Raw genomic sequence first — 17,681 nt, forward strand, 5'->3', positions numbered from 1 at the left:
ATGCGAAATGACCATTTTATTGGGCGTTATCGCATGCGGGTTGCTCGCGGTGGTTTATGCCATCTGGGCAACACAGTCGGTGATGGCCGCCGACCAGGGGAACGCCCGCATGCAAGAAATCGCAGGCTACATTCGTGAAGGGGCGCAGGCCTATCTCACGCGTCAGTACAAGACCATTGCCATCGTCGGTGTTGTCGTTTTCATCGCCGCTTGGGTTCTTCTTTCTTCCGCCGCCGCTTTCGGCTTTCTGGTCGGTGCGATCCTTTCGGGCGCTGCGGGCTTCATCGGCATGCATGTTTCTGTTCGGGCAAACGTCCGCACTGCCCAGGCGGCTTCCGTCAGCCTTGCCTCCGGCCTCGACATCGCTTTCAAGTCAGGCGCGATTACCGGCCTTCTCGTAGCGGGCCTGGCGCTTCTCGGCGTCTCCGTCTACTACGTCGTCCTCACGGCCGGCCTCGGGCATGAGCCCGCCTCGCGCGAAGTCATCGACGCGCTGGTCGCGCTCGGTTTCGGCGCTTCTCTGATCTCCATCTTCGCCCGTCTCGGCGGCGGCATCTTCACCAAGGGTGCCGACGTTGGCGGCGATCTCGTCGGCAAGGTGGAGGCCGGCATTCCGGAAGACGATCCGCGCAATCCGGCAACGATTGCCGATAACGTCGGCGACAATGTCGGCGATTGCGCCGGCATGGCGGCCGACCTGTTCGAGACCTACGCCGTCTCGGTCGTCGCGACTATGGTGCTGGCGGCGATCTTCTTCGCCGGCACGCCGCTGCTCGCGACGGTCATGGTCTATCCGCTGGCCATCTGCGCAGCCTGCATCATCACTTCGATCATCGGCACCTTCTTCGTCAAGCTCGGTACCAACAATTCGATCATGGGCGCTCTCTACAGGGGTCTGATCGTCACCGGCGTGTTGTCGATCCTCGGTCTCGGCGCAGCCACGTCCTTTACGATCGGATGGGGCACCATTGGTACGGTTGACGGCAAGGACATCACCGGCTGGAATCTGTTTTTCTGCGGCATTCTCGGCCTGATCGTGACGGCCCTGATCGTGGTGATCACGGAATATTATACCGGCACCAACAAACGGCCGGTGAACTCGATCGCCCAGGCTTCGGTCACCGGCCACGGCACCAACGTGATCCAGGGGCTTGCCGTCTCGCTGGAATCGACGGCCCTGCCGGCGATCGTCATCGTTGGCGGCATCATCTTCACCTACCAACTCGCCGGCCTCTTCGGGACCGGCATCGCCGTCACCGCCATGCTCGGTCTTGCCGGCATGATTGTGGCACTCGATGCCTTCGGTCCGGTGACGGATAATGCCGGCGGCATCGCGGAAATGTCGCATCTGCCGCCGGAAGTGCGCAAATCAACGGACGCGCTCGATGCTGTCGGCAACACGACCAAGGCCGTCACCAAGGGCTATGCGATCGGCTCGGCCGGTCTCGGCGCGCTGGTGCTCTTCGCGGCCTATTCGAACGACCTCCGCTACTTTGCGGCGAATGGTGACAAGTACCCGTACTTTGCCGATGTGGGCCAGATCTCCTTCGATCTCTCCAACCCCTACGTTGTGGCAGGCCTGATCTTCGGCGGTCTCATCCCCTACCTCTTCGGCGGTATCGCGATGACGGCGGTCGGCCGTGCGGCCGGATCCATCGTTGAGGAGGTTCGTCGACAGTTCCGCGAAAAACCCGGCATCATGGAAGGCACGGAGCGGCCGGACTATGGTCGCGCCGTCGACCTTCTGACGAAGGCGGCGATTCGTGAAATGGTCGTTCCCTCGCTGCTGCCGGTGCTCGCACCTATCGTCGTCTACTTTGGCGTGCTGCTTCTGTCGGGCTCGAAGGCCTCGGCCTTCGCAGCACTCGGCGCATCGCTTCTCGGTGTCATCGTCAACGGCCTGTTCGTGGCGATCTCGATGACGTCGGGCGGCGGCGCCTGGGACAATGCCAAGAAGAGCTTCGAGGATGGCTTCGTCGACAAGAACGGCGAGCGTCATCTCAAGGGCTCGGAGGCGCACAAGGCATCCGTCACCGGCGACACGGTGGGCGATCCCTACAAGGATACGGCCGGTCCGGCGGTGAACCCTGCGATCAAGATCACCAACATCGTGGCGCTGCTGCTTCTGGCCGTCCTCGCCTGATTGTATCGCTGAAACGAAAAAGGCCCGCGGAAGAGACTTCCGCGGGCCTTTTGCTTTGTGATGGGTTAACTACTTGCTGCCGAAGTCCTTGAACAGGCTCTTTGCAGCAGCCTGTCCGGCACCTGGTCCGCTCAACAGCTGGCCGAGGAAGCTCGTTTCCTTGCCGCCGGTCGGCGTCGTGCGCGACAGCATGTCGAAGACCTTGCCATCCTTCAGCGTATAGTGTGCGAGCTGGCTGACAGTACCTTCCTTGTCGAAGTAAACAGCAAGGATCGACTGGTCGACCAGCTGAGGCTTCATGAAGGCGACGGGACGCTTGCGGGTCTGCGAAATGTAGTAGAACACTTCGTTGTCGAAGGTCGCGGTCGTCGACGGGGTGCCGAGCGACAGGAGCACCTGCTCGCGGCTGGAGCCGACGGGAACGAGGTTTAGCGTTTCCTGGTCAACCACATAACCCTGATGAAGGACTTCACCGACATTGGCGGACTGGCAGGCTGAAAGGGTGAGACCGGCGATGGTAGCTACGGCCGCCACGCGGCCGAGGGTTTTAAAGTTTTTTCTCAAATACCGCTTCGTCAACGACAGCTCCCCTTGGAGAAACGATGGCAGATCCGCCATTGCAATTCGTGCCTGCTTCGGTAAACCAGCTTCGGCTGTCATGCAACAACGGGATGGGCGCTTGCGCGCATTTCGAGAAAGCCAAGCCCGAGCTTTGTGATGATTTTTGGACTGTTCAAAAGAAAAAGCGGCAATGCCGTGATTGTCGAGCGTCAGTATGCACTGCTGACGTCGGCCGCGCGCCAACCTTATCTCTACACCGACCTCAATGTGCCGGACACGGTCATGGGGCGGTTCGAGATGCTGTCGGCTATGCTGATCCTCTACTTCCGCCGCACCCGTGCTTCGGCAAGGCCCGGCCAGGAGATCGCGCAGGAGATCATCGACGCTTTCTTCGAGGACGTCGATCACTCGATCCGCGAACTCGGCGTGGGCGATGCCGGCGTTCCGAAGAAGATGAAGAAGCTGGCCGGCATGTATTACGGTCGCCTCGAGTCCTACGCGGCAGCGCTGGAAGCGAAGGATACGGCCGCCTTGGCAGCGGCACTCAAGCGTAACTTTCATCCGGAAGGCGGCGATGCAGCACCCTCGATGGAGGCGCTTGCAGCCTATCTGCTGACTGTCGAGGCGCACCTCGCCGACATTGCCGAAGAGGTTGTCGAGGCCGGTCAGTTGCAGATTCCATCCGCTGGCGTTTAATAGAGCGGTTATTAAGAGATATCAGCGCCGCGAGCCGGAACCCGGGCGGCAGCTGCATTCGCGACTGGGCGGCATCAATCGCCCTGGCGAGGGAGGATCCGATCATGAAAGACGATAGCCAGCCGGCCTTCTCCTATCCGGTGAAGGTGGGGCATATCTCGGCGAACGCTGTCAGCGTGCAGCTTTCAGCAAACGAGCGGGAAAGGGCGGCATTGGCGAAGCTCTGGGGCGTCAGGGACGTGCTGTCGCTCAGCGCAGAGTTGCAGATCGCGCGCTGGAAGAAGGATGGCGTCAAGATCAAGGGCGATGTCACGGCCCGTATCGTGCAAAGCTGCGTGGTGACGCTCGAGCCCGTCGAGGCCGACATCCATGAACCGGTCGAAGCGATCCTGGTTCCCGAAGGATCGCGGCTCGCCCGCCAGGCGAGCAACGACGGCGGCGAGATGATTCTCGACCCGGATGGTCCCGACATCCCCGACACGTTCACGGGCGACACGATCGATGCCGGCGTCGTCGTCAGCGAGCAGGTGGCGCTTGCCATCGACCCCTATCCGCGCAAGCCGGGTGCGGCTTTCGGCGAGCGAATCGAGAGCACCTCAGCGGACGACAAGAAGCCGAACCCGTTTGCAGTACTGAAGGACTGGAAAAAGGACTGAGGCCGCGAAAGCCTCTTCTACAATTCGGTTGTCACGCAAAGGAAAAGCAGTATTTTGGCCCCAAACCGGCCAAAAGAGCCGTTAAGCGATCTGCCGCGTGCTTGGCTCAAGCGTCAGAAGCAATATGTTTCGTCATTGCGTCCCAGGTGAGTGCGCCACGACGGCACGTGTTGTGTGGCAGAAATGAAGGATAAGACACGCGTGGTCAGAATTTCACTTGACGTGATGGGTGGCGACTATGGTCCCGAAGTCGTCATCCCGGGTGCCGCAAGAGCGCTCGAACGTCATCCGGACATCAAGTTCGTGTTGTTCGGTATCGAAGCGCAATGCGCGGAACTCCTGGAAAAATATCCGAAGCTCAAGGCCAGCAGCACCTTTTACGATTGTGAAATCGCCGTGGCGATGGACGAGAAGCCGAGCCAGGCGCTTCGCCGAGGCCGCGGCAAATCGAGCATGTGGAAGGCGATCGACGCGATCAATGCCGGCGAGGCCGATGTCGTCGTTTCGGCCGGCAATACCGGCGCGCTCATGGCCATGTCGGTCTTCTGTCTGCGCACGATGCAGGGGATCCAGCGCCCGGCGATCGCTGCCATCTGGCCCACGCTGAAGGGCGAGAGCATCGTGCTCGACGTCGGGGCGACGATCGGTGCGGATGCGCAGCAACTCATGGACTTCGCGCTGATGGGCGGCGCCATGGCGCGGGCCCTCTTCGAGATCGAACGACCGATGGTTGGGCTTCTCAACGTCGGTGTCGAGGAAATCAAGGGACAGGAAGAGGTCAAGGAAGCTGGCCGCCTGATCCGTGAAGCCAATATCGATGGCTTTGACTATTACGGTTTTGTCGAAGGCGACGACATCGGCCGTGGGACGGTCGACGTCGTCGTGACTGAAGGCTTTTCCGGCAATATCGCGCTGAAGGCAGCCGAAGGCACCGCGCGCCAGATTGCCGAATATCTGCGCGCTGCTATGTCGCGCACCCTGCTTGCCAAGATCGGCTATATCCTGGCCAAGGGTGCGTTCGATCGCCTGCGCGAGAAGATGGATCCCAGGAAGGTCAACGGCGGGGTATTCCTTGGCCTCAATGGCGTCGTGATCAAGAGCCATGGTGGTGCGGATGCCGAAGGTTTCGCAGCCGCGATCGATGTCGGCTACGACATGGTGAAGAATGGCCTGAAGTCGAAGATCGAGCTCGATCTGGCGAAGTACCATGGTGCAGAACCGCCGCAGGCCCTTTCCGCCGGCATGAATGATGAGGTTTGAATAGATGATCCGTTCCGTCGTCCGCGGCTTCGGCGCAGCTTTGCCGAAGCGCGTTGTTACCAATCAGGAGCTGGAATCCAAGGTCGATACGTCCGATGAGTGGATTGTGCAGCGCACCGGCATCCGCCAGCGCCACATCGCCGGGGACGGCGAAACGACCGCGTCGCTCGGCGAAGGCGCCGCGCGCGCCGCACTCGCCAATGCCGGGCTTACGCCAGATGACATCGACCTCATCATCCTGGCGACCTCGACACCGGACAACACGTTTCCGGCAACCGCAGTCAATATCCAGGATCGCCTTGGCATGCGCCATGGCGCAGCCTTCGACATGCAGGCCGTTTGTTCCGGCTTCGTCTATGCGGTGACGACGGCCGACGCCTACATCCGCGGCGGTCTTGCCAAGCGCGTGCTGGTGATCGGCTCGGAGACGTTCTCACGCATCCTCGACTGGAGCGACCGGACGACCTGCGTGCTCTTCGGCGACGGCGCCGGTGCCATCATCCTGGAAGCCCAGGAAGGCGAGGGTACGAATGCCGACCGTGGCGTGCTGACGGCGAAGCTTCGCTCGGACGGCGCGCATCGCGACAAGCTTTATGTCGATGGCGGCCCTTCGACCACGGGAACGGTGGGCCATCTCAAGATGGAAGGCCGCGAAGTCTTCAAGCACGCGGTCGGCATGATCACCGACGTTATCGAGGCAGCCTTCGAGGCGACCGGCACGACGGCCGAGGACATCGATTGGCTTGTGCCGCACCAGGCCAACCGGCGCATCATCGATGGCTCCGCCAAGAAGCTTGGCATCCCTCTCGATAAGGTTGTGGTAACAGTCGATCTCCATGGCAACACGTCTGCGGCGTCCATTCCGCTGGCCCTGAACACCGCGGCGGCCGATGGCCGGATCAAAAAGGGCGATCTCGTTCTGCTCGAAGCCATGGGTGGTGGCTTCACTTGGGGCTCCGTTCTGATACGCTGGTAAAAAATGCTGAGGCAACGCAGGCGCTTGACCACAATAGGCAAGGGCAATAGTCTTCGGTCGCTGATCGGCGTGCCAGACGTTGGTGGGGGAAGATGAGCGGAAAAACAGTAACACGAGCAGACTTGGCTGAGTCGGTTTTTCGCAAGGTAGGTCTGTCACGGACAGAGTCTGCCGAGTTGGTGGAAACCGTCATTGATGAAATATGCAACGCAATCGTGCGTGGCGAGAGCGTGAAGCTGTCTTCTTTCGCGACCTTCCAGGTCCGCGACAAGAACGAACGCATCGGGCGAAACCCGAAGACCGGCGAGGAAGTGCCGATCTCGCCGCGTCGTGTGATGACCTTCAAGGCGTCCAACGTGCTCAAGCAGCGCGTGCTGAAGGCCCATCTCAGCCGTAGAGCGAAGCAGAAGCCGGCATCTCCCGCGGCGTGAAGTCATGGCTTCAGCCACAAATGTGGTTGAAAACCCATCCATAAGCCGTTGAAATGGACCCGATTCGTGCCATCATCGGTATGATATCGGTTCATTGCGGCCCGCGAGCGTGAGTCGCGTGACATGGATTGGGAACCACATGGAAAAGAGCCCGGACGCTTTCCGCACCATCAGCGAGGTCGCCGACGACCTCGATCTGCCGCAGCATGTTCTGCGCTTCTGGGAAACCCGTTTCCAGCAGATCAAGCCGATGAAGCGCGGCGGCGGTCGTCGCTATTATCGGCCAGAGGATGTCGATCTCCTGAAGGGTATCCGGCATCTGCTCTATGATCACGGCTACACCATCAAGGGCGTGCAGAAGCTGTTGAAAACCAACGGCAACAAGTTCGTTGCCGCCATTGCCAGCGGCGATCTCGCAACCGTCGAAGCGCTTGCGGCGTCGAGCAACGAGGAGCCGGCACCGCCCAAGGCCGGCGTTTCGGAAGAAGATCAGATCGTCGGCCGCGCCAAGGCACCGGCGAGCCGCCGCTTCTTCTCGTTCGGCGGCGGCAGCGACGACGTGCCGGAAATCTCGCTCGGCAAATCGTCGTCCGTCGGCAAGGAAGACCGGGCGCTGCTGCAGGAGGCGCTCTACGATCTCCTGGAATGCAAACGCCTGCTCGATCAGGTGCGCTGAGAGTACCGCGGTCGCCTACCAAGCGCGTGCTCGTCCGACGAGGCGCCCCGCCTTCAAGACCATAGGAAAATTGACCGACGACGCAGGCGTGACGCTTGCGCGGTCGTGGGTCGCATAACAGTCAGCCGACGGTTCCGGCCGAGCAATCGGCGAATACTCGTTCGATCGTCAGTTTGTGAGATTGGCGGCTCGCATTCAAATGCTGCAGGCCCAAGGGAAGGGGCAAACCACGCATGCATTGACGTGAGCGACTGAGGGATGCCCACAGGGCCCGTGTTCTGTCGCTCACACTAAAGTTGCCGCGTCTAGTAGGACATACGGAAACCACCGGGGCTGGATGCGGAAACATCAGGCTGCGGATAGGGGCCGTTCCACTGCGCGTAGGTTGTGTTGGTCGAACCGGACGTCGCGCATCCGGACAGCGTCAGGACGACAAGTGCGGTTACGGCCATCAGAGATTTAAGAGGCATGGTCTACTCCTGAAAGGGAGGCTCCAGGCCTCAAGGGCCAGTACCAAACTGTCCCTCAAATCGGTTGTGATGGCAAGCTCACGTTACGTCAGGGGCAGCGTTTCCAACGATGTGATTTCAGGTTTGGTGAAGGTTCCATTGCGATCGAGGATCGCCGATCCATGGGCGATCTTCCGACAAAATGGACTTTTCTTCTGATCGACCCGCCGAGTGCCCGCAGCTTTTCCACGCCGGAGATTTCTTTTTCACGCCGAGTTCGAAATTCCCGCTTGCGCTCTAAGCGCTGGTTATATAGGGGTTTCCTCGGTTCGGAGCGTAGCGCAGCCCGGTAGCGCACTTGACTGGGGGTCAAGGGGTCGTGGGTTCGAATCCCGCCGCTCCGACCATTTTCCTCTTTATTTTCAATGATATTGGCTCGCTACCGCCACTCATCGAGAAGAGGCAACCGGAACATATCGCGCTCAAAACGCGGGTTCGGGAACGGATAGTCCCGAAAAAGTCCCGAAGCGCTCCGGTCATTTGTTCTTCCTTTGTGCACGTCGGCGCTTCGAAAGTGATTCGAGGGCGCCTGCCACTTCCTCGTCGAGTACGTGCGCGTAGCGTGTCGTCGTCTTGATATCCCGGTGGCTGAGAGCTTTTTGCACTGTTTTCAAATTCCCAGTTTCACGCAGAAGCTTGGTCGCCAGATCATGCCGGAAGTCATGGAATCGGAAGTCTTCCACGCCGGCTTTGCCGCGTATCCGCTTCCACTGGGTTTTCAACCCGCTGTAGGTGATCGGATAACGGTCGCCCTTCTTCCGCTCCTCCCCATCTCCCTTGTACGAAGCATCGGCAGCCCTCGGGCGGGCCGCCTGATACGTGAACACGAAATCGTGATGATGCCCGCGGAGCGGGAGCAGGATCTCCCGCACCTCGCTCGTGATCGCGGTTCTAACCGGTCGATCGTTCTTGCCTGGCTTCGTTATCCACCCCGTCTGCCAGTCCACCTCGGACCACTTCAAAATGCACTCTTGCAGGCGCAGGCCCGTGGCGCGCACGAAATCGAAGATCGGCTGGTAGTCACTCCTGGCTGCGAGGTAGAGCGACGAGCTTTCTGTCTGCTTCAGTTCGCGGACGCGCTCGACCGGCTCCTTAAGCCAATGGTCGCGCCAGTTCGGCTCGAGCGGGAAGTCGTAGCGCCAGGTGCGCTTCGCCCGGGTGAAAATCTTCTTGATGACGAGCGTCGTCGACCGATTGACGGTTGCGGCTGACACGAGCCGCATGGGCTCGCCGTCCTTCGTCTCAGCCTTGCCCCATGCCGTCTGGGCCCGACGCCACTGGACGAGCTTCGCGATATCGTCGTCGCCGATCGCGGACATGAGCTTCGCCGCGCCGAAGTAGTCGACGAGGCGGTTGATGTCGGTCCAGGTGGTTTCGCTGTTGGCGTGGTGCTGGCCGATCTCGGTCCAGTATCTGGCGGTGGCAATGCCTAGGGTGAGGGGGCCGGCGCCGTTGGCGTGCTTGGCGGCCTTTGCAGCCGCCTTGGCTTGGTCCTTCTCTACCTTCTCGCGGGCTTCTGCTTCGCGTCGGTTCGCTGTTTCCGTAGAGCCATAATATCGTACACCTGCGACTTGGAAGTCGAAGTGGTAGTACGGGGTGTTCTTTGGCTTGTAGACGGACACTCGCGTGTTCTCCGGCTTTTTATGAATTCGTTTATGTCGTCCATGGTGAAGCCGAGGCGCGGTTTCGACCTGCCGGCGCCTAGCGGCACGTAGGCTATATCGCCAGCCTTCACGAATTCACGCAAGGTCCGGGTGGAAACGTTGAGGAGCTCTGCAGCTTGCTCGCTGTCGAGAAGCATGGGTGCCGTCATTCTTCGGCTCCTTGTTCTTGGCGAGCGGCGTGCTCCTCGTCGAAGATTTCATAGAGGTGCTTGGCGTCGAAGACCTTCAGCGCCCGATCGATTGTCTCGATAGCCGATAGGCCCGTTTCTCCGATGATGCGCTTCTGAAGCGTGACCAGGTCGCGCCTCAATTCCGAAAGGGCTCTATTCTCGCGCTGCAGCTGCTCGATGTGCTCGGCAGCTTCGTCGCAAATCGTGTGATGCTCTCCGACGCCCCAGTCATCTCGCGGGCGGTACCGGCGCAGGCGTTCTGCCAGATCACTCATGGCTTGTCCCCCGCTGCGGGTGGAGCGGGAAGCGCCTTCCAATGCGACGGGCCGTGATGGTTGATCTCGCTGACCGGACCGCCGTGGTAGTCGCCGTGGCTGGTATTTGCCCACCACCAGTCTCCACCCTCGTAGTTTTCCCGATCGAAATAGGCCTCGCCGACGATGTAGCCGTCGAAGTCCTTCGTCGGAACGGCGACGATGACTGATGTCTTGTCCTTCGGCGCCGTCTTGATCAGCTGCCATTCCTGCCCGCGTGATATCTCAGCGAAAGCGAAAGACAGGTAAGCCAGCGCGTTTTGCTTCCTGCCAGCGCTGATTTCCTCTCGGATTCGCTCAAGGTGCCACGCCACCGGCTCCCCCACTACCGCCGATGCTGGCTGGACGGAGAGGGCTGCGGAAAGGCCCGCGAAGACGGCTTGATGGTTCTCGCAAGGCTGAAGCTCTAGCGCTTCGTCGTGGGCCTTGTAGAAAGCCTCAATCTGTTCCGGTGTCGGTGTTGGCTTCATTGGCGGGGCGCGCTCCATGGAACAAGAGGTGTGGCATAGGCCAGCATCAGCGGGTGGCGCGGCTGACCGTCGAGGGCGGTGCCCCAGCACATAGGGTTGGCTCCGGCTTTCGTCAGCACATCAACGACAGAGCGCCATCTTGTGCGCAATGCTTTCGGAAGCTTAGAAGCCGGGCCCCAAGCGACGACATGAATGTCGGCGTCCATGATGGCACGGGCGATGTAGGCATCGTTCTCGGGGCCGATCGGATCAGCCGCAGCGGCGAGCGCCTTCACTTCCTTGTTGACGAGCGCGCACAGGTTCCAGACTGAAACCTTGCTGGCGCCGAGGCGCATCGCGAAGCCGTCCACCTTCGTCATGGTCGGGTCGTTCTTCTCGCTGTTTGCGTCGGACGGGTTGACCATCCCCAGCGAGATGCGCGGACCGCTACCGCCGAAGTCGTGTTCAAGCAGGTAGCGATACAGTCCGCATTCGGAGAAGACCGCGCGTCGTGTCATGAGAAGATCGCTCATCGAATGACCTCTCCCGTTCTGCGGTCAACGACCGTACCGTCCATGCAACGCTTGAACCGCGGGTGGGACAAGCTGGATTTGGGTTTGGCGATGCCCAGATGCTTCTTGCGGGTGCGGGCGATCTTGGATTTGACCTTCATCTCGACTGCCGTCTTTCGACGGTGCGGCTCTTTTTTGGCCGGGAAGAGATTGGTCTCGCGGTGCTCGCCGCCGAGGATCAGGGCAACCTTGTGGTCGAGATCCCACTCGTCGCGCACAGGATCGATCTTCTCGCCGGTCAGGTGGCAGATGCCACCCTCCCGGTCGAAGACGCGCTGGCGCACGCGGTCGGGGACCTTCTGGTCGTCGGTCTTGCCGATCCATTCAGGGACGCTGCGCATCGATGTAATCCTCCATGTCGATCTGGGGAGCCTTGCGTCGGCGGGTGATGCGGGCGTTTGCCGCGTGGTGCTTCGCGTCCCATTTCAGGTGGCAGCGCTGGCAAAGCGCTCTGCAGCGCTCCGGGTCGGCGTGGCTCTCGTCGTGGTCCATGTGTGCGATCGTCAGCACGACCTTGCTGCCGGTCACTGGGTGAGGCTGGCCGTTGGCGGCACGGCAATCCGGGTGCTGAGGCGTGCCCTCGCAAGCGTTGCCGGCGCGCTCGATCAGGGAGGCGCGAAATGCCTTCCATTCCTTCGAGTGCGTGCCGCCGCCCGGGTAGAGCTTCATTCGGTCGGAGCGGATCGGCATCACAGCCCCCTCGGCTTGCAGCCGCGCCGATCGAACAGGCTGTACGTGAGCGGATCCGACAGAACCCACATGTGATACATGTCGGCCTCGTCGATCAGTTCGGACTGAGGCGGCATGACCTGCACGGCAGTCGCTTCAGGACCGAAGAGCTCGTTCTTGATCCGTTGCATGTCGCGCCACGGCGGTTCGAGTTGCGAAGCGGTGCGGATGGCGAGGTGCATGACCTCGGCGCCGTTCTCGTCGAGGAATGGCCGGACAAGCACGACATAGATGTTGTTCGCCTGGGCGAGGCGGACTTCCTTGCACCATCCGGTACCGCCGGGGATGCCGTCGGGCAGGTTGGTGAGGCGCCACGGTCCCCAGTCGCCGCGAAGGCCGCGACGTTCAAGGGATCGGGCAGCAAGGCGTTGCTGGCGGTTGCTCATGCTTCCACCTCGTCTTCTACCGGCGGAATGTTCAGACGCTCGGCGACGATCGGGTGATGTTCGAGGAGCCAGCCGGTCCAATCGATGTCGCGGTCCATATGCTGGAACCATGGGTAATCTTCGCCCCATGAGCCGGTGAGTTCCGCATAACCTCGGGCCGCCGCGTGGCATTCGACGTGCGTATGAGTGCTGTAGGTGTCGCCCTCGTAGATGCCGAAGGCGTAGTGAGCCGGAGACGCTACCTCGATCGCGCGGCCGCATTGCTCGCAACGGTGCTGTTTGCGCGTTGATTTGATCGCTCTTTCGGAATGAAAGTCGGTCATGCGTCAGCGCCTTTCGTCGGCCAGATCGTTACGGTCTCGCCGTTCTCAAGCGCTTCGCGAACCAGCCAGACAATTTCCTCGTCCGTCTCAAAGGGCGCATGTACGCGCATCAGGTGGCCGTCAGCATCGCGGCTCTCGGCCTGCCATCCAGCCTTGCGCACATCTTCTGACGTCTGAAGGTTGATTGGGTTCGGGTTCTTCATGCTGGCACCGCCTGACCGCGCGCGACGAGCTCAGGGATCTGATCGGGCCAAATCCACCAAATCGGGAAGGTGCCTTCGTCCTCTGCACGCTTGAAATCGGCGCCGTTCCGGCAGCGACGTCCGAGGCTGTCGAAGCACATGGCGGTGAAGTGGTGGCCGCGCCAGCCCTTGGTTTCACCGTGCTGGGTGTTCCGGTACTCAGGATGGCAGGTCAGCCAGGACGAGGCCTTGTTCACCCACTGCTGGTGACTGGTGAACTGCTGGCCCTCGAAGGGCGGAGCGAAACGGGCATCGATCATGCCGCCCGCCCTTCCGCCTTATTGGCGGCATCATATTGCTGGATTGCCCATTGGATAGCGTTGCAGCACCACATGAAGTGGTGGGTGTAGTCCTCTAGATCGTGTTCCCAGAAGTCTTGAAACTTTTGCTTGGTGACTGGGCATTCCCAATCCATCACCTCGCTGACAGCATGATGCAGGTCAGTGCCTTCGGCACTATAGAACAGGCCGTCCCAGTCGTCGGTAATAGACCGCCAGGCTGCGGCCTTCTGTTCGTCGCTATCGAAGTCCCAATGTTCGAAGTCAGCGGCAACCGCTTCCTTCAGGAGGTCGAAGCTGAAACGGCGGTGCCCACTTCGATTGTTGGTCGCCTGCAGCTTTTCGGACCAGTAGCTAGGATTGATGCGCTCGCCACGGAAGAACGTGAACATGTCCATGGTGCGCGCAAAAACGAAGCAGCCCATATCGCCGCTGATGCAGAGGTAGCCCGGCCACGTCGTGATATCGAAGTGGTAAACGGAACTTCCTCCCTGGGAAAAACGAATATGCCGGAAGACGCCGTCGTCCTGCTTTATCAGCATCTCGTGCTGGCCAGCGTCACGCAGGAACTCGGCGTTCGCCTTGTCGAGTTTCTCGTAATAGTCAGTCATGCCGCTGCCTTCGATTTCGGTTCGGACCAAACGACGTGGTGACGGGCTCCAAAGGCGAAGATGATCTCGATGAGATCGGTCATCTCTTCCTTGGACAGGTCGGATGAAGAGGTGCCGAGCGGGACAAAGCCGGTCCCGTCGGTGTTAGGCACGAGGCGAAGCTGGTCGTGTTTCTCGCGGCGCAGCGCGTCCAGCATGACGAGCTTCCAATCTTCGGGGGTGAGTTGCTGGCCGTGCCAGGCAAGCTGGAGCGACAGGTCGGTGAGCATCGCCCACATGCGATCGTTCTGCGGCGTCGTGCGCTTCGGTCCCTTGAACTCGACGCGCGTGTCGACTGGCGCACGCATGATCCAGTCGATTGCCTTGCGGCGAAACGCTTCGTTCGCCAAAACCAGAAGCGCGCGGCCCATGTCAGCCTCCGTTCAACGGTGCGAGTTGAGCGAGACGACGATCGCGGATGGCGAACGCAGTATCGATCATGTCGGCGTGGCCGTTCGTTTCGAGCACGGCCGGCGCGTCGAAGTCGTTCCAGATCTCCGCGACGTCGGTTTCGTCCTTGGCACCAGCAAGGCCGGTCTCGATCTGCTCAAGGAAGTCGCCGAGGTTGAATTCTTGTTCGGTCGGCTCGGTGACCGGAGCGGCTTCGACCGTTTCGGCGGCCTTGGCTGGCGGAGCAGGAGGTGCCGGAGGCTTCGGCGGCAGTGCCGGCTTCTCTGGCGTGATGTCGCGCATGGTCTCGACATCGTCGATCTCGCGAACCTCGAACTCGTCACGGATGCCGCCGAGGACGTCGCCGAACAGTTCGCGCAGGCAGTAGCCAGCGGCGCGCCAAGCAAGCATACGCTGAGGGAAGCGGTACCACGGGCTATCGTTCGGCTTCTCCTCGTTCTTCTTGTCCCACTTGCTCCACTTGGTGACGACAGCCTTCGTCTGCCACAGAGCCGCCCGCTCGGCGTCTGCCTGCGAGAACTCGACCCGCTTGTCTTCTCCGGTATCGAGACGCTTGGCCTCGCAGTAGCCGACCATCTTTCCGCCGCGTTCTTCGCAGCCGGTCCGGAGATAGGCGACCTTGCCGGACATGCGGACGACATTGATCAGGCCGTCGCCGTAAAGCGCCGGCTTGCCGTTGATGACGGTGAAACTGCGGAGGCTCACCATCGGCTTCAAGCCAAGCTCAGCGCCGGACATGATCGCTACGGCGACCGCCGCCGCTGCATCATCGCCCTCAAGCCTGCCGATCAGCGCCGCCGGAGCGAGGCCAGAGGCGACGACCGCTCGTGAGATCCGCATGGTCTCTTCGAAGGTCTGAGGCACAATGGCGAGGACATTGCCGCCGCCAGTGAGAGTTGGGACATGACTGTTCATGCCTTCTCTCCTTCGGCTTCCGGCTCGACGGCGCGGACGATCTTCTTTTGCGCCAGTTCGGATTCCGACTTGATCGCCATGACTTCGACGGTGGTTTCGCCGCGGGGCGTTTCGACAATGACCTTGTCGCCGACGTTGACCACGAGGCCCTCGGGGATGAAGTAGTCGTAGGTCTTCTCGTCCTTCTGCCACTTGAACTTCACGGCAGCGACGGCGAGCGAGATGGTGGTTGCGTCGGTCATCAGGCAGCCCTTTGCTCTTCGAAGCGCTCAACACCGTCGAGCTCGACGCCGGCGCGGATCGCGCGGTTGGCGAGCGTCTCGACGAGCGCTTTCATTTCGGGATGGTTGCTCAAGGCCTTGATGGCCTTGTCGTAGTCGACGATGCGAGCCGAGACAAAAGTCCGGAGCGAGACTTTGGCGCCGGTGCGACCAGCCTTGGCATTCTTCGGCTGCGCCGCCTGCTCCTGCCTCGCGGCCTCCTGCTGCAAGCGCTCAGCCTCGGCTTGCGCCGCGGTGTCGCTCACGTCTGCCTGGGCTGCGAGTGCTTCAGCCTCGCGACGCTTCCGTTCGGCTTCGTCGCGCTCACGCTGCTGGCGCTCATATTCACGTCGCTGTTGCTCCTGCAGGAACGGCGTGACGTGCGCCTTCAGCTTCTTGGCGAGCGCGTCTGGATCTTCCTTGAGAGAGCGCCACTTGTTGTCGACCGAGCGGCCGGCGTCGAGGTGCGGTTGCTTCTCGACTTTGTGCAGGCTCTCGGCCTTCGTCTTGATGGCGGTTAGCCGCTTGGACCAGATCGCCGCCTTGTCGGCTTGATCCTGGGTCGTGATGGGCGTCTTCATGAACGCCTCGGCCTGCTCTTTTTCCGAAAGGAATTCGAGCCGCAGCGCGTCAAACGGATCAGCTGGCACGTTATGGCCCATGGAAGGCGTCGGCGGCTCGTCGTCCCAGCCGGCGCCTTCGATTGCCTTCTGATAGGCTTCATAGCTGACCGGGTGCGTGCGGCAGAAGTTCCAAGCCTCGCCAGCGTCGACCATGCGCTCGCCGCGCATCGCCAGCCAAGCGCCGCCCTCGTCGAGCCAGATAGCTACCGGTTCCCACTGGCCGCCCTTGAAGCGCGTGCGGTAATAGCCCTGTTCAGGCTGGCCCTCGTGCATCGGGCCGACGTTGCCCGCCAGCGCGTTCTGCCACCAAGTCCAAATGCTTGTTTCTGCGGTCATGTCAGACGGTCCTCTCGGCTACGAATTTGCGGTGGATCTCCTCGGTGTTCGCAAAGCCGATCGCCATGAAGGCGAGGAGGGCGGCGAGGAGAATGATGAAGGTGGCGGCGCCGTAGGTGGCGCGGTTGAACTCGGCGAGCTCGTCCAGGTCGACATTGGGCGCAGGCGGCAGCTGGCACCGCGAGCACTCGCAGTAGCGGGCTGCCGGGTCGCAGGCGTATTGGATGGGGCGGGTCATGGCCGGCCCTCGGCCTTGGCGATGGCGGCACGGGCTTTGCGCAGTTCTCCCATCGTCATGTCGACAGGCAAACAAACATCATCGCCGACGTTCTGGTTGTCCGAGCAGACGTTGAGAGGGCCAAGAATTTCGACCAACGCCTCCAAAAGATCAGGAGCGGCGGCGATCAGGCGGGCGTTGGCCTTGCATTCGATGTCAACGTTTGTGCGGCTGTCGCCTTCGTCGTCGTCAATGCAGGGAAAGTCGTCGGCCATGCTGACGGTGCAGATATGAGCGCCCACGTCAGCCATGACGGCATTGTCGTCGTCGAAAGCCCAAGGGCCCGGAGTGTGCTTTGTCGCGCTCATAGCGCCGCTCCTGCAACAGGCCCGAACTCGCGGACGGTGAGGCGAGCGCGGTTCTCATATTCACGCTGATCGATGTAGAAGCCTTCACCGAAGCCAGAAGCGCGAAGGATCGCGCAGGCATCGAGGATGGCCCGGTTATAGGCTTCGCCTTCCGGGTCGGTGTCTCCACCGCCGAGGCTTTCAATCTCGCGGTACAGTTCGTGCAGCTTCACGCGGCGGGGCTTGAAGGACATTACGCGGCCTCCTTCTCGATCGAGGGCGTTGCGGTGAAATCGGGATGATTGGCGACGCGCTGGTACGTCTTGACCGTGCAGCCGGGGTAGGCGGCCAACTCTTCATTGGCCTCGTCTTCATCCCGGAACTCGACTGCATCGGCGTCGTCGTAGGAGAAGAAGCCCTCAGCGGTCAGGAACCGGCCAACCTCGTCTTGGATGCTGTATCGGGTGACCATCGCCATTTGCTTCGTCCTCTTGCCAGCGTCCTGCTGTAAAAGGATATAAGCACAGCTAGAAAATAGATTCAAGCAAAACTTTAAAGCAAAACTAGAAAACGGCTCTCGACTCTTTGGCGAAAAGAATCAATGTTTAGAACGAATAGTGAACAAAGGAGAAGGGAATGGGGCTGCCGACGTGCGAGCCGCTGTTGGGAGACGTGGCGTCCGTATCTGTTGAGTGTTCAGATTGTGGGAGATCGCGCTGGTGGCAAGCCGGTCAGTTGATGCGCTTCCCTGGGGTGTTCAGCGGCACGCCGTTGGCGAAGCTGTCGGCCCGGCTAACATGCTCTGCCTGTCAGGAAGACGGGCTGCCGGGAAAGAGCATTTCTGTTCAAGCCTTATTTGTGAGTGAGAGCGCGCGTGTCCGCGCAGA

At 61.0% G+C, this 17,681-nt stretch carries 28 protein-coding genes, 1 tRNA gene and 1 pseudogene; 8 read left to right on the top strand and 22 right to left on the bottom strand.

Annotation, left to right across the window (positions count from 1 at the left end; all coding sequences use genetic code 11):
- Nucleotides 1–7 precede the first annotated feature (7 nt).
- Entirely contained in the window at nt 8–2,143 is a 2,136-nt protein-coding gene (locus ACN9MO_RS04660; protein ID WP_112994519.1) for a sodium-translocating pyrophosphatase, read from the top strand.
- 69 nt (nt 2,144–2,212) lie between these two features.
- On the opposite strand, the gene ACN9MO_RS04665 is transcribed toward ACN9MO_RS04660, so the two are convergent.
- Complete coding sequence (locus ACN9MO_RS04665) at nt 2,213–2,722, bottom strand: outer membrane protein assembly factor BamE (protein WP_057252891.1); 510 nt, start codon at nt 2,720–2,722, stop codon at nt 2,213–2,215.
- Nucleotides 2,723–2,860: 138 nt separating this feature from the next.
- On the opposite strand from ACN9MO_RS04665, the gene ACN9MO_RS04670 reads away from it, so the two are divergent.
- The 6 genes from ACN9MO_RS04670 (at nt 2,861) to ACN9MO_RS04695 (ending at nt 7,399) form a co-directional block, all read left to right on the top strand.
- Entirely contained in the window at nt 2,861–3,400 is a 540-nt protein-coding gene (locus ACN9MO_RS04670) for a ubiquinol-cytochrome C chaperone family protein (RefSeq protein ID WP_057252563.1), read from the top strand.
- 104 nt (nt 3,401–3,504) lie between these two features.
- Complete coding sequence (locus tag ACN9MO_RS04675; RefSeq protein WP_057252561.1) at nt 3,505–4,056, top strand: YceD family protein; 552 nt, start codon at nt 3,505–3,507, stop codon at nt 4,054–4,056.
- 201 nt (nt 4,057–4,257) lie between these two features.
- Nucleotides 4,258–5,316, top strand: coding sequence for a phosphate acyltransferase PlsX (gene plsX, locus ACN9MO_RS04680; RefSeq protein WP_112994540.1), 1,059 nt, complete (start codon nt 4,258–4,260; stop codon nt 5,314–5,316).
- 4 nt (nt 5,317–5,320) lie between these two features.
- The gene (locus ACN9MO_RS04685; RefSeq protein WP_112994520.1) at nt 5,321–6,292 is read left to right on the top strand and encodes a beta-ketoacyl-ACP synthase III; all 972 of its coding nucleotides are present in this window, start codon (nt 5,321–5,323) and stop codon (nt 6,290–6,292) included.
- A gap of 92 nt (nt 6,293–6,384) precedes the next feature.
- Entirely contained in the window at nt 6,385–6,723 is a 339-nt protein-coding gene (locus tag ACN9MO_RS04690) for an integration host factor subunit alpha (protein WP_057252557.1), read from the top strand.
- Nucleotides 6,724–6,862: 139 nt separating this feature from the next.
- Nucleotides 6,863–7,399 (top strand): MerR family transcriptional regulator, encoded by a 537-nt coding sequence (locus ACN9MO_RS04695; protein WP_057252555.1) that lies wholly within the window; start codon nt 6,863–6,865, stop codon nt 7,397–7,399.
- 305 nt (nt 7,400–7,704) lie between these two features.
- Here ACN9MO_RS04695 and ACN9MO_RS04700 read toward each other — a convergent pair whose 3' ends face one another.
- On the bottom strand, nt 7,705–7,869 hold the full coding sequence (locus ACN9MO_RS04700; RefSeq protein WP_093232207.1) for a hypothetical protein: 165 nt from the start codon (nt 7,867–7,869) through the stop codon (nt 7,705–7,707).
- Between the two features lie 309 nt (nt 7,870–8,178).
- Between ACN9MO_RS04700 and ACN9MO_RS04705 the strand changes: the two genes are divergently transcribed.
- A tRNA-Pro gene (locus ACN9MO_RS04705) sits at nt 8,179–8,255 on the top strand.
- A 129-nt stretch (nt 8,256–8,384) separates the two neighbouring features.
- Here ACN9MO_RS04705 and ACN9MO_RS04710 read toward each other — a convergent pair.
- From ACN9MO_RS04710 to ACN9MO_RS04805, 20 genes and pseudogenes are all read right to left on the bottom strand, one after another.
- Nucleotides 8,385–9,530, bottom strand: coding sequence for a site-specific integrase (locus tag ACN9MO_RS04710; RefSeq protein WP_113132717.1), 1,146 nt, complete (start codon nt 9,528–9,530; stop codon nt 8,385–8,387).
- A 68-nt stretch (nt 9,531–9,598) separates the two neighbouring features.
- Nucleotides 9,599–9,721 (bottom strand): annotated as a pseudogene (locus ACN9MO_RS04715) (helix-turn-helix domain-containing protein); the annotation flags it as partial.
- A complete protein-coding gene (locus ACN9MO_RS04720) occupies nt 9,718–10,017 on the bottom strand; it encodes a hypothetical protein (protein ID WP_113132718.1) in 300 nt (99 codons plus the stop codon). The pseudogene ACN9MO_RS04715 and the gene ACN9MO_RS04720, both read right to left, overlap by 4 nt.
- Nucleotides 10,014–10,526 (bottom strand): hypothetical protein, encoded by a 513-nt coding sequence (locus tag ACN9MO_RS04725; protein WP_113132719.1) that lies wholly within the window; start codon nt 10,524–10,526, stop codon nt 10,014–10,016. Before ACN9MO_RS04725 ends, ACN9MO_RS04720 begins: the two co-directional genes overlap by 4 nt.
- Entirely contained in the window at nt 10,523–11,038 is a 516-nt protein-coding gene (locus ACN9MO_RS04730; protein WP_113132720.1) for a DUF1643 domain-containing protein, read from the bottom strand. Before ACN9MO_RS04730 ends, ACN9MO_RS04725 begins: the two co-directional genes overlap by 4 nt.
- A complete protein-coding gene (locus tag ACN9MO_RS04735) occupies nt 11,035–11,418 on the bottom strand; it encodes an HNH endonuclease (protein ID WP_113132721.1) in 384 nt (127 codons plus the stop codon). The genes ACN9MO_RS04730 and ACN9MO_RS04735 overlap by 4 nt, the downstream gene beginning before the upstream one ends.
- Nucleotides 11,402–11,767, bottom strand: coding sequence for a hypothetical protein (locus tag ACN9MO_RS04740; RefSeq protein ID WP_113132722.1), 366 nt, complete (start codon nt 11,765–11,767; stop codon nt 11,402–11,404). The genes ACN9MO_RS04735 and ACN9MO_RS04740 overlap by 17 nt, the downstream gene beginning before the upstream one ends.
- Nucleotides 11,767–12,192 carry a DUF7694 domain-containing protein gene (locus ACN9MO_RS04745; RefSeq protein ID WP_113132723.1) on the bottom strand — a complete coding sequence of 142 codons (426 nt, stop codon included), beginning with the start codon at nt 12,190–12,192 and terminating at the stop codon, nt 11,767–11,769. Before ACN9MO_RS04745 ends, ACN9MO_RS04740 begins: the two co-directional genes overlap by 1 nt.
- Nucleotides 12,189–12,515: a hypothetical protein gene (locus tag ACN9MO_RS04750; RefSeq protein ID WP_113132724.1), complete on the bottom strand. Its 327-nt coding sequence runs from the start codon at nt 12,513–12,515 to the stop codon at nt 12,189–12,191. The genes ACN9MO_RS04745 and ACN9MO_RS04750 overlap by 4 nt, the downstream gene beginning before the upstream one ends.
- Nucleotides 12,512–12,718, bottom strand: coding sequence for a hypothetical protein (locus tag ACN9MO_RS04755; RefSeq protein ID WP_113132725.1), 207 nt, complete (start codon nt 12,716–12,718; stop codon nt 12,512–12,514). The genes ACN9MO_RS04750 and ACN9MO_RS04755 overlap by 4 nt, the downstream gene beginning before the upstream one ends.
- Nucleotides 12,715–13,017 (bottom strand): hypothetical protein, encoded by a 303-nt coding sequence (locus ACN9MO_RS04760; RefSeq protein ID WP_113132726.1) that lies wholly within the window; start codon nt 13,015–13,017, stop codon nt 12,715–12,717. Before ACN9MO_RS04760 ends, ACN9MO_RS04755 begins: the two co-directional genes overlap by 4 nt.
- Nucleotides 13,014–13,646 carry a hypothetical protein gene (locus tag ACN9MO_RS04765; RefSeq protein ID WP_113132727.1) on the bottom strand — a complete coding sequence of 211 codons (633 nt, stop codon included), beginning with the start codon at nt 13,644–13,646 and terminating at the stop codon, nt 13,014–13,016. Before ACN9MO_RS04765 ends, ACN9MO_RS04760 begins: the two co-directional genes overlap by 4 nt.
- A complete protein-coding gene (locus ACN9MO_RS04770) occupies nt 13,643–14,056 on the bottom strand; it encodes a recombination protein NinB (protein WP_113132728.1) in 414 nt (137 codons plus the stop codon). The genes ACN9MO_RS04765 and ACN9MO_RS04770 overlap by 4 nt, the downstream gene beginning before the upstream one ends.
- Before the next feature lies 1 nt (nt 14,057).
- Complete coding sequence (locus ACN9MO_RS04775; RefSeq protein ID WP_113132729.1) at nt 14,058–15,011, bottom strand: recombinase RecT; 954 nt, start codon at nt 15,009–15,011, stop codon at nt 14,058–14,060.
- A complete protein-coding gene (locus ACN9MO_RS04780) occupies nt 15,008–15,253 on the bottom strand; it encodes a hypothetical protein (RefSeq protein ID WP_113132730.1) in 246 nt (81 codons plus the stop codon). Before ACN9MO_RS04780 ends, ACN9MO_RS04775 begins: the two co-directional genes overlap by 4 nt.
- The gene (locus ACN9MO_RS04785; RefSeq protein WP_113132731.1) at nt 15,253–16,230 is read right to left on the bottom strand and encodes a hypothetical protein; all 978 of its coding nucleotides are present in this window, start codon (nt 16,228–16,230) and stop codon (nt 15,253–15,255) included. The genes ACN9MO_RS04780 and ACN9MO_RS04785 overlap by 1 nt, the downstream gene beginning before the upstream one ends.
- Nucleotide 16,231: 1 nt before the next feature.
- A complete protein-coding gene (locus tag ACN9MO_RS04790) occupies nt 16,232–16,468 on the bottom strand; it encodes a hypothetical protein (RefSeq protein WP_113132732.1) in 237 nt (78 codons plus the stop codon).
- Nucleotides 16,465–16,815: a hypothetical protein gene (locus ACN9MO_RS04795; RefSeq protein ID WP_113132733.1), complete on the bottom strand. Its 351-nt coding sequence runs from the start codon at nt 16,813–16,815 to the stop codon at nt 16,465–16,467. The genes ACN9MO_RS04790 and ACN9MO_RS04795 overlap by 4 nt, the downstream gene beginning before the upstream one ends.
- Nucleotides 16,812–17,048, bottom strand: a complete 237-nt coding sequence (locus ACN9MO_RS04800) for a hypothetical protein (RefSeq protein WP_113132734.1) — start codon at nt 17,046–17,048, stop codon at nt 16,812–16,814. The genes ACN9MO_RS04795 and ACN9MO_RS04800 overlap by 4 nt, the downstream gene beginning before the upstream one ends.
- Complete coding sequence (locus tag ACN9MO_RS04805) at nt 17,048–17,272, bottom strand: hypothetical protein (protein WP_113132735.1); 225 nt, start codon at nt 17,270–17,272, stop codon at nt 17,048–17,050. The genes ACN9MO_RS04800 and ACN9MO_RS04805 overlap by 1 nt, the downstream gene beginning before the upstream one ends.
- Nucleotides 17,273–17,681 lie beyond the last annotated feature (409 nt).

Source organism: Ensifer sp. R-19 (assembly GCF_049905105.1).
In the GTDB taxonomy this organism is placed as follows: Bacteria; Pseudomonadota; Alphaproteobacteria; order Rhizobiales; family Rhizobiaceae; genus Ensifer.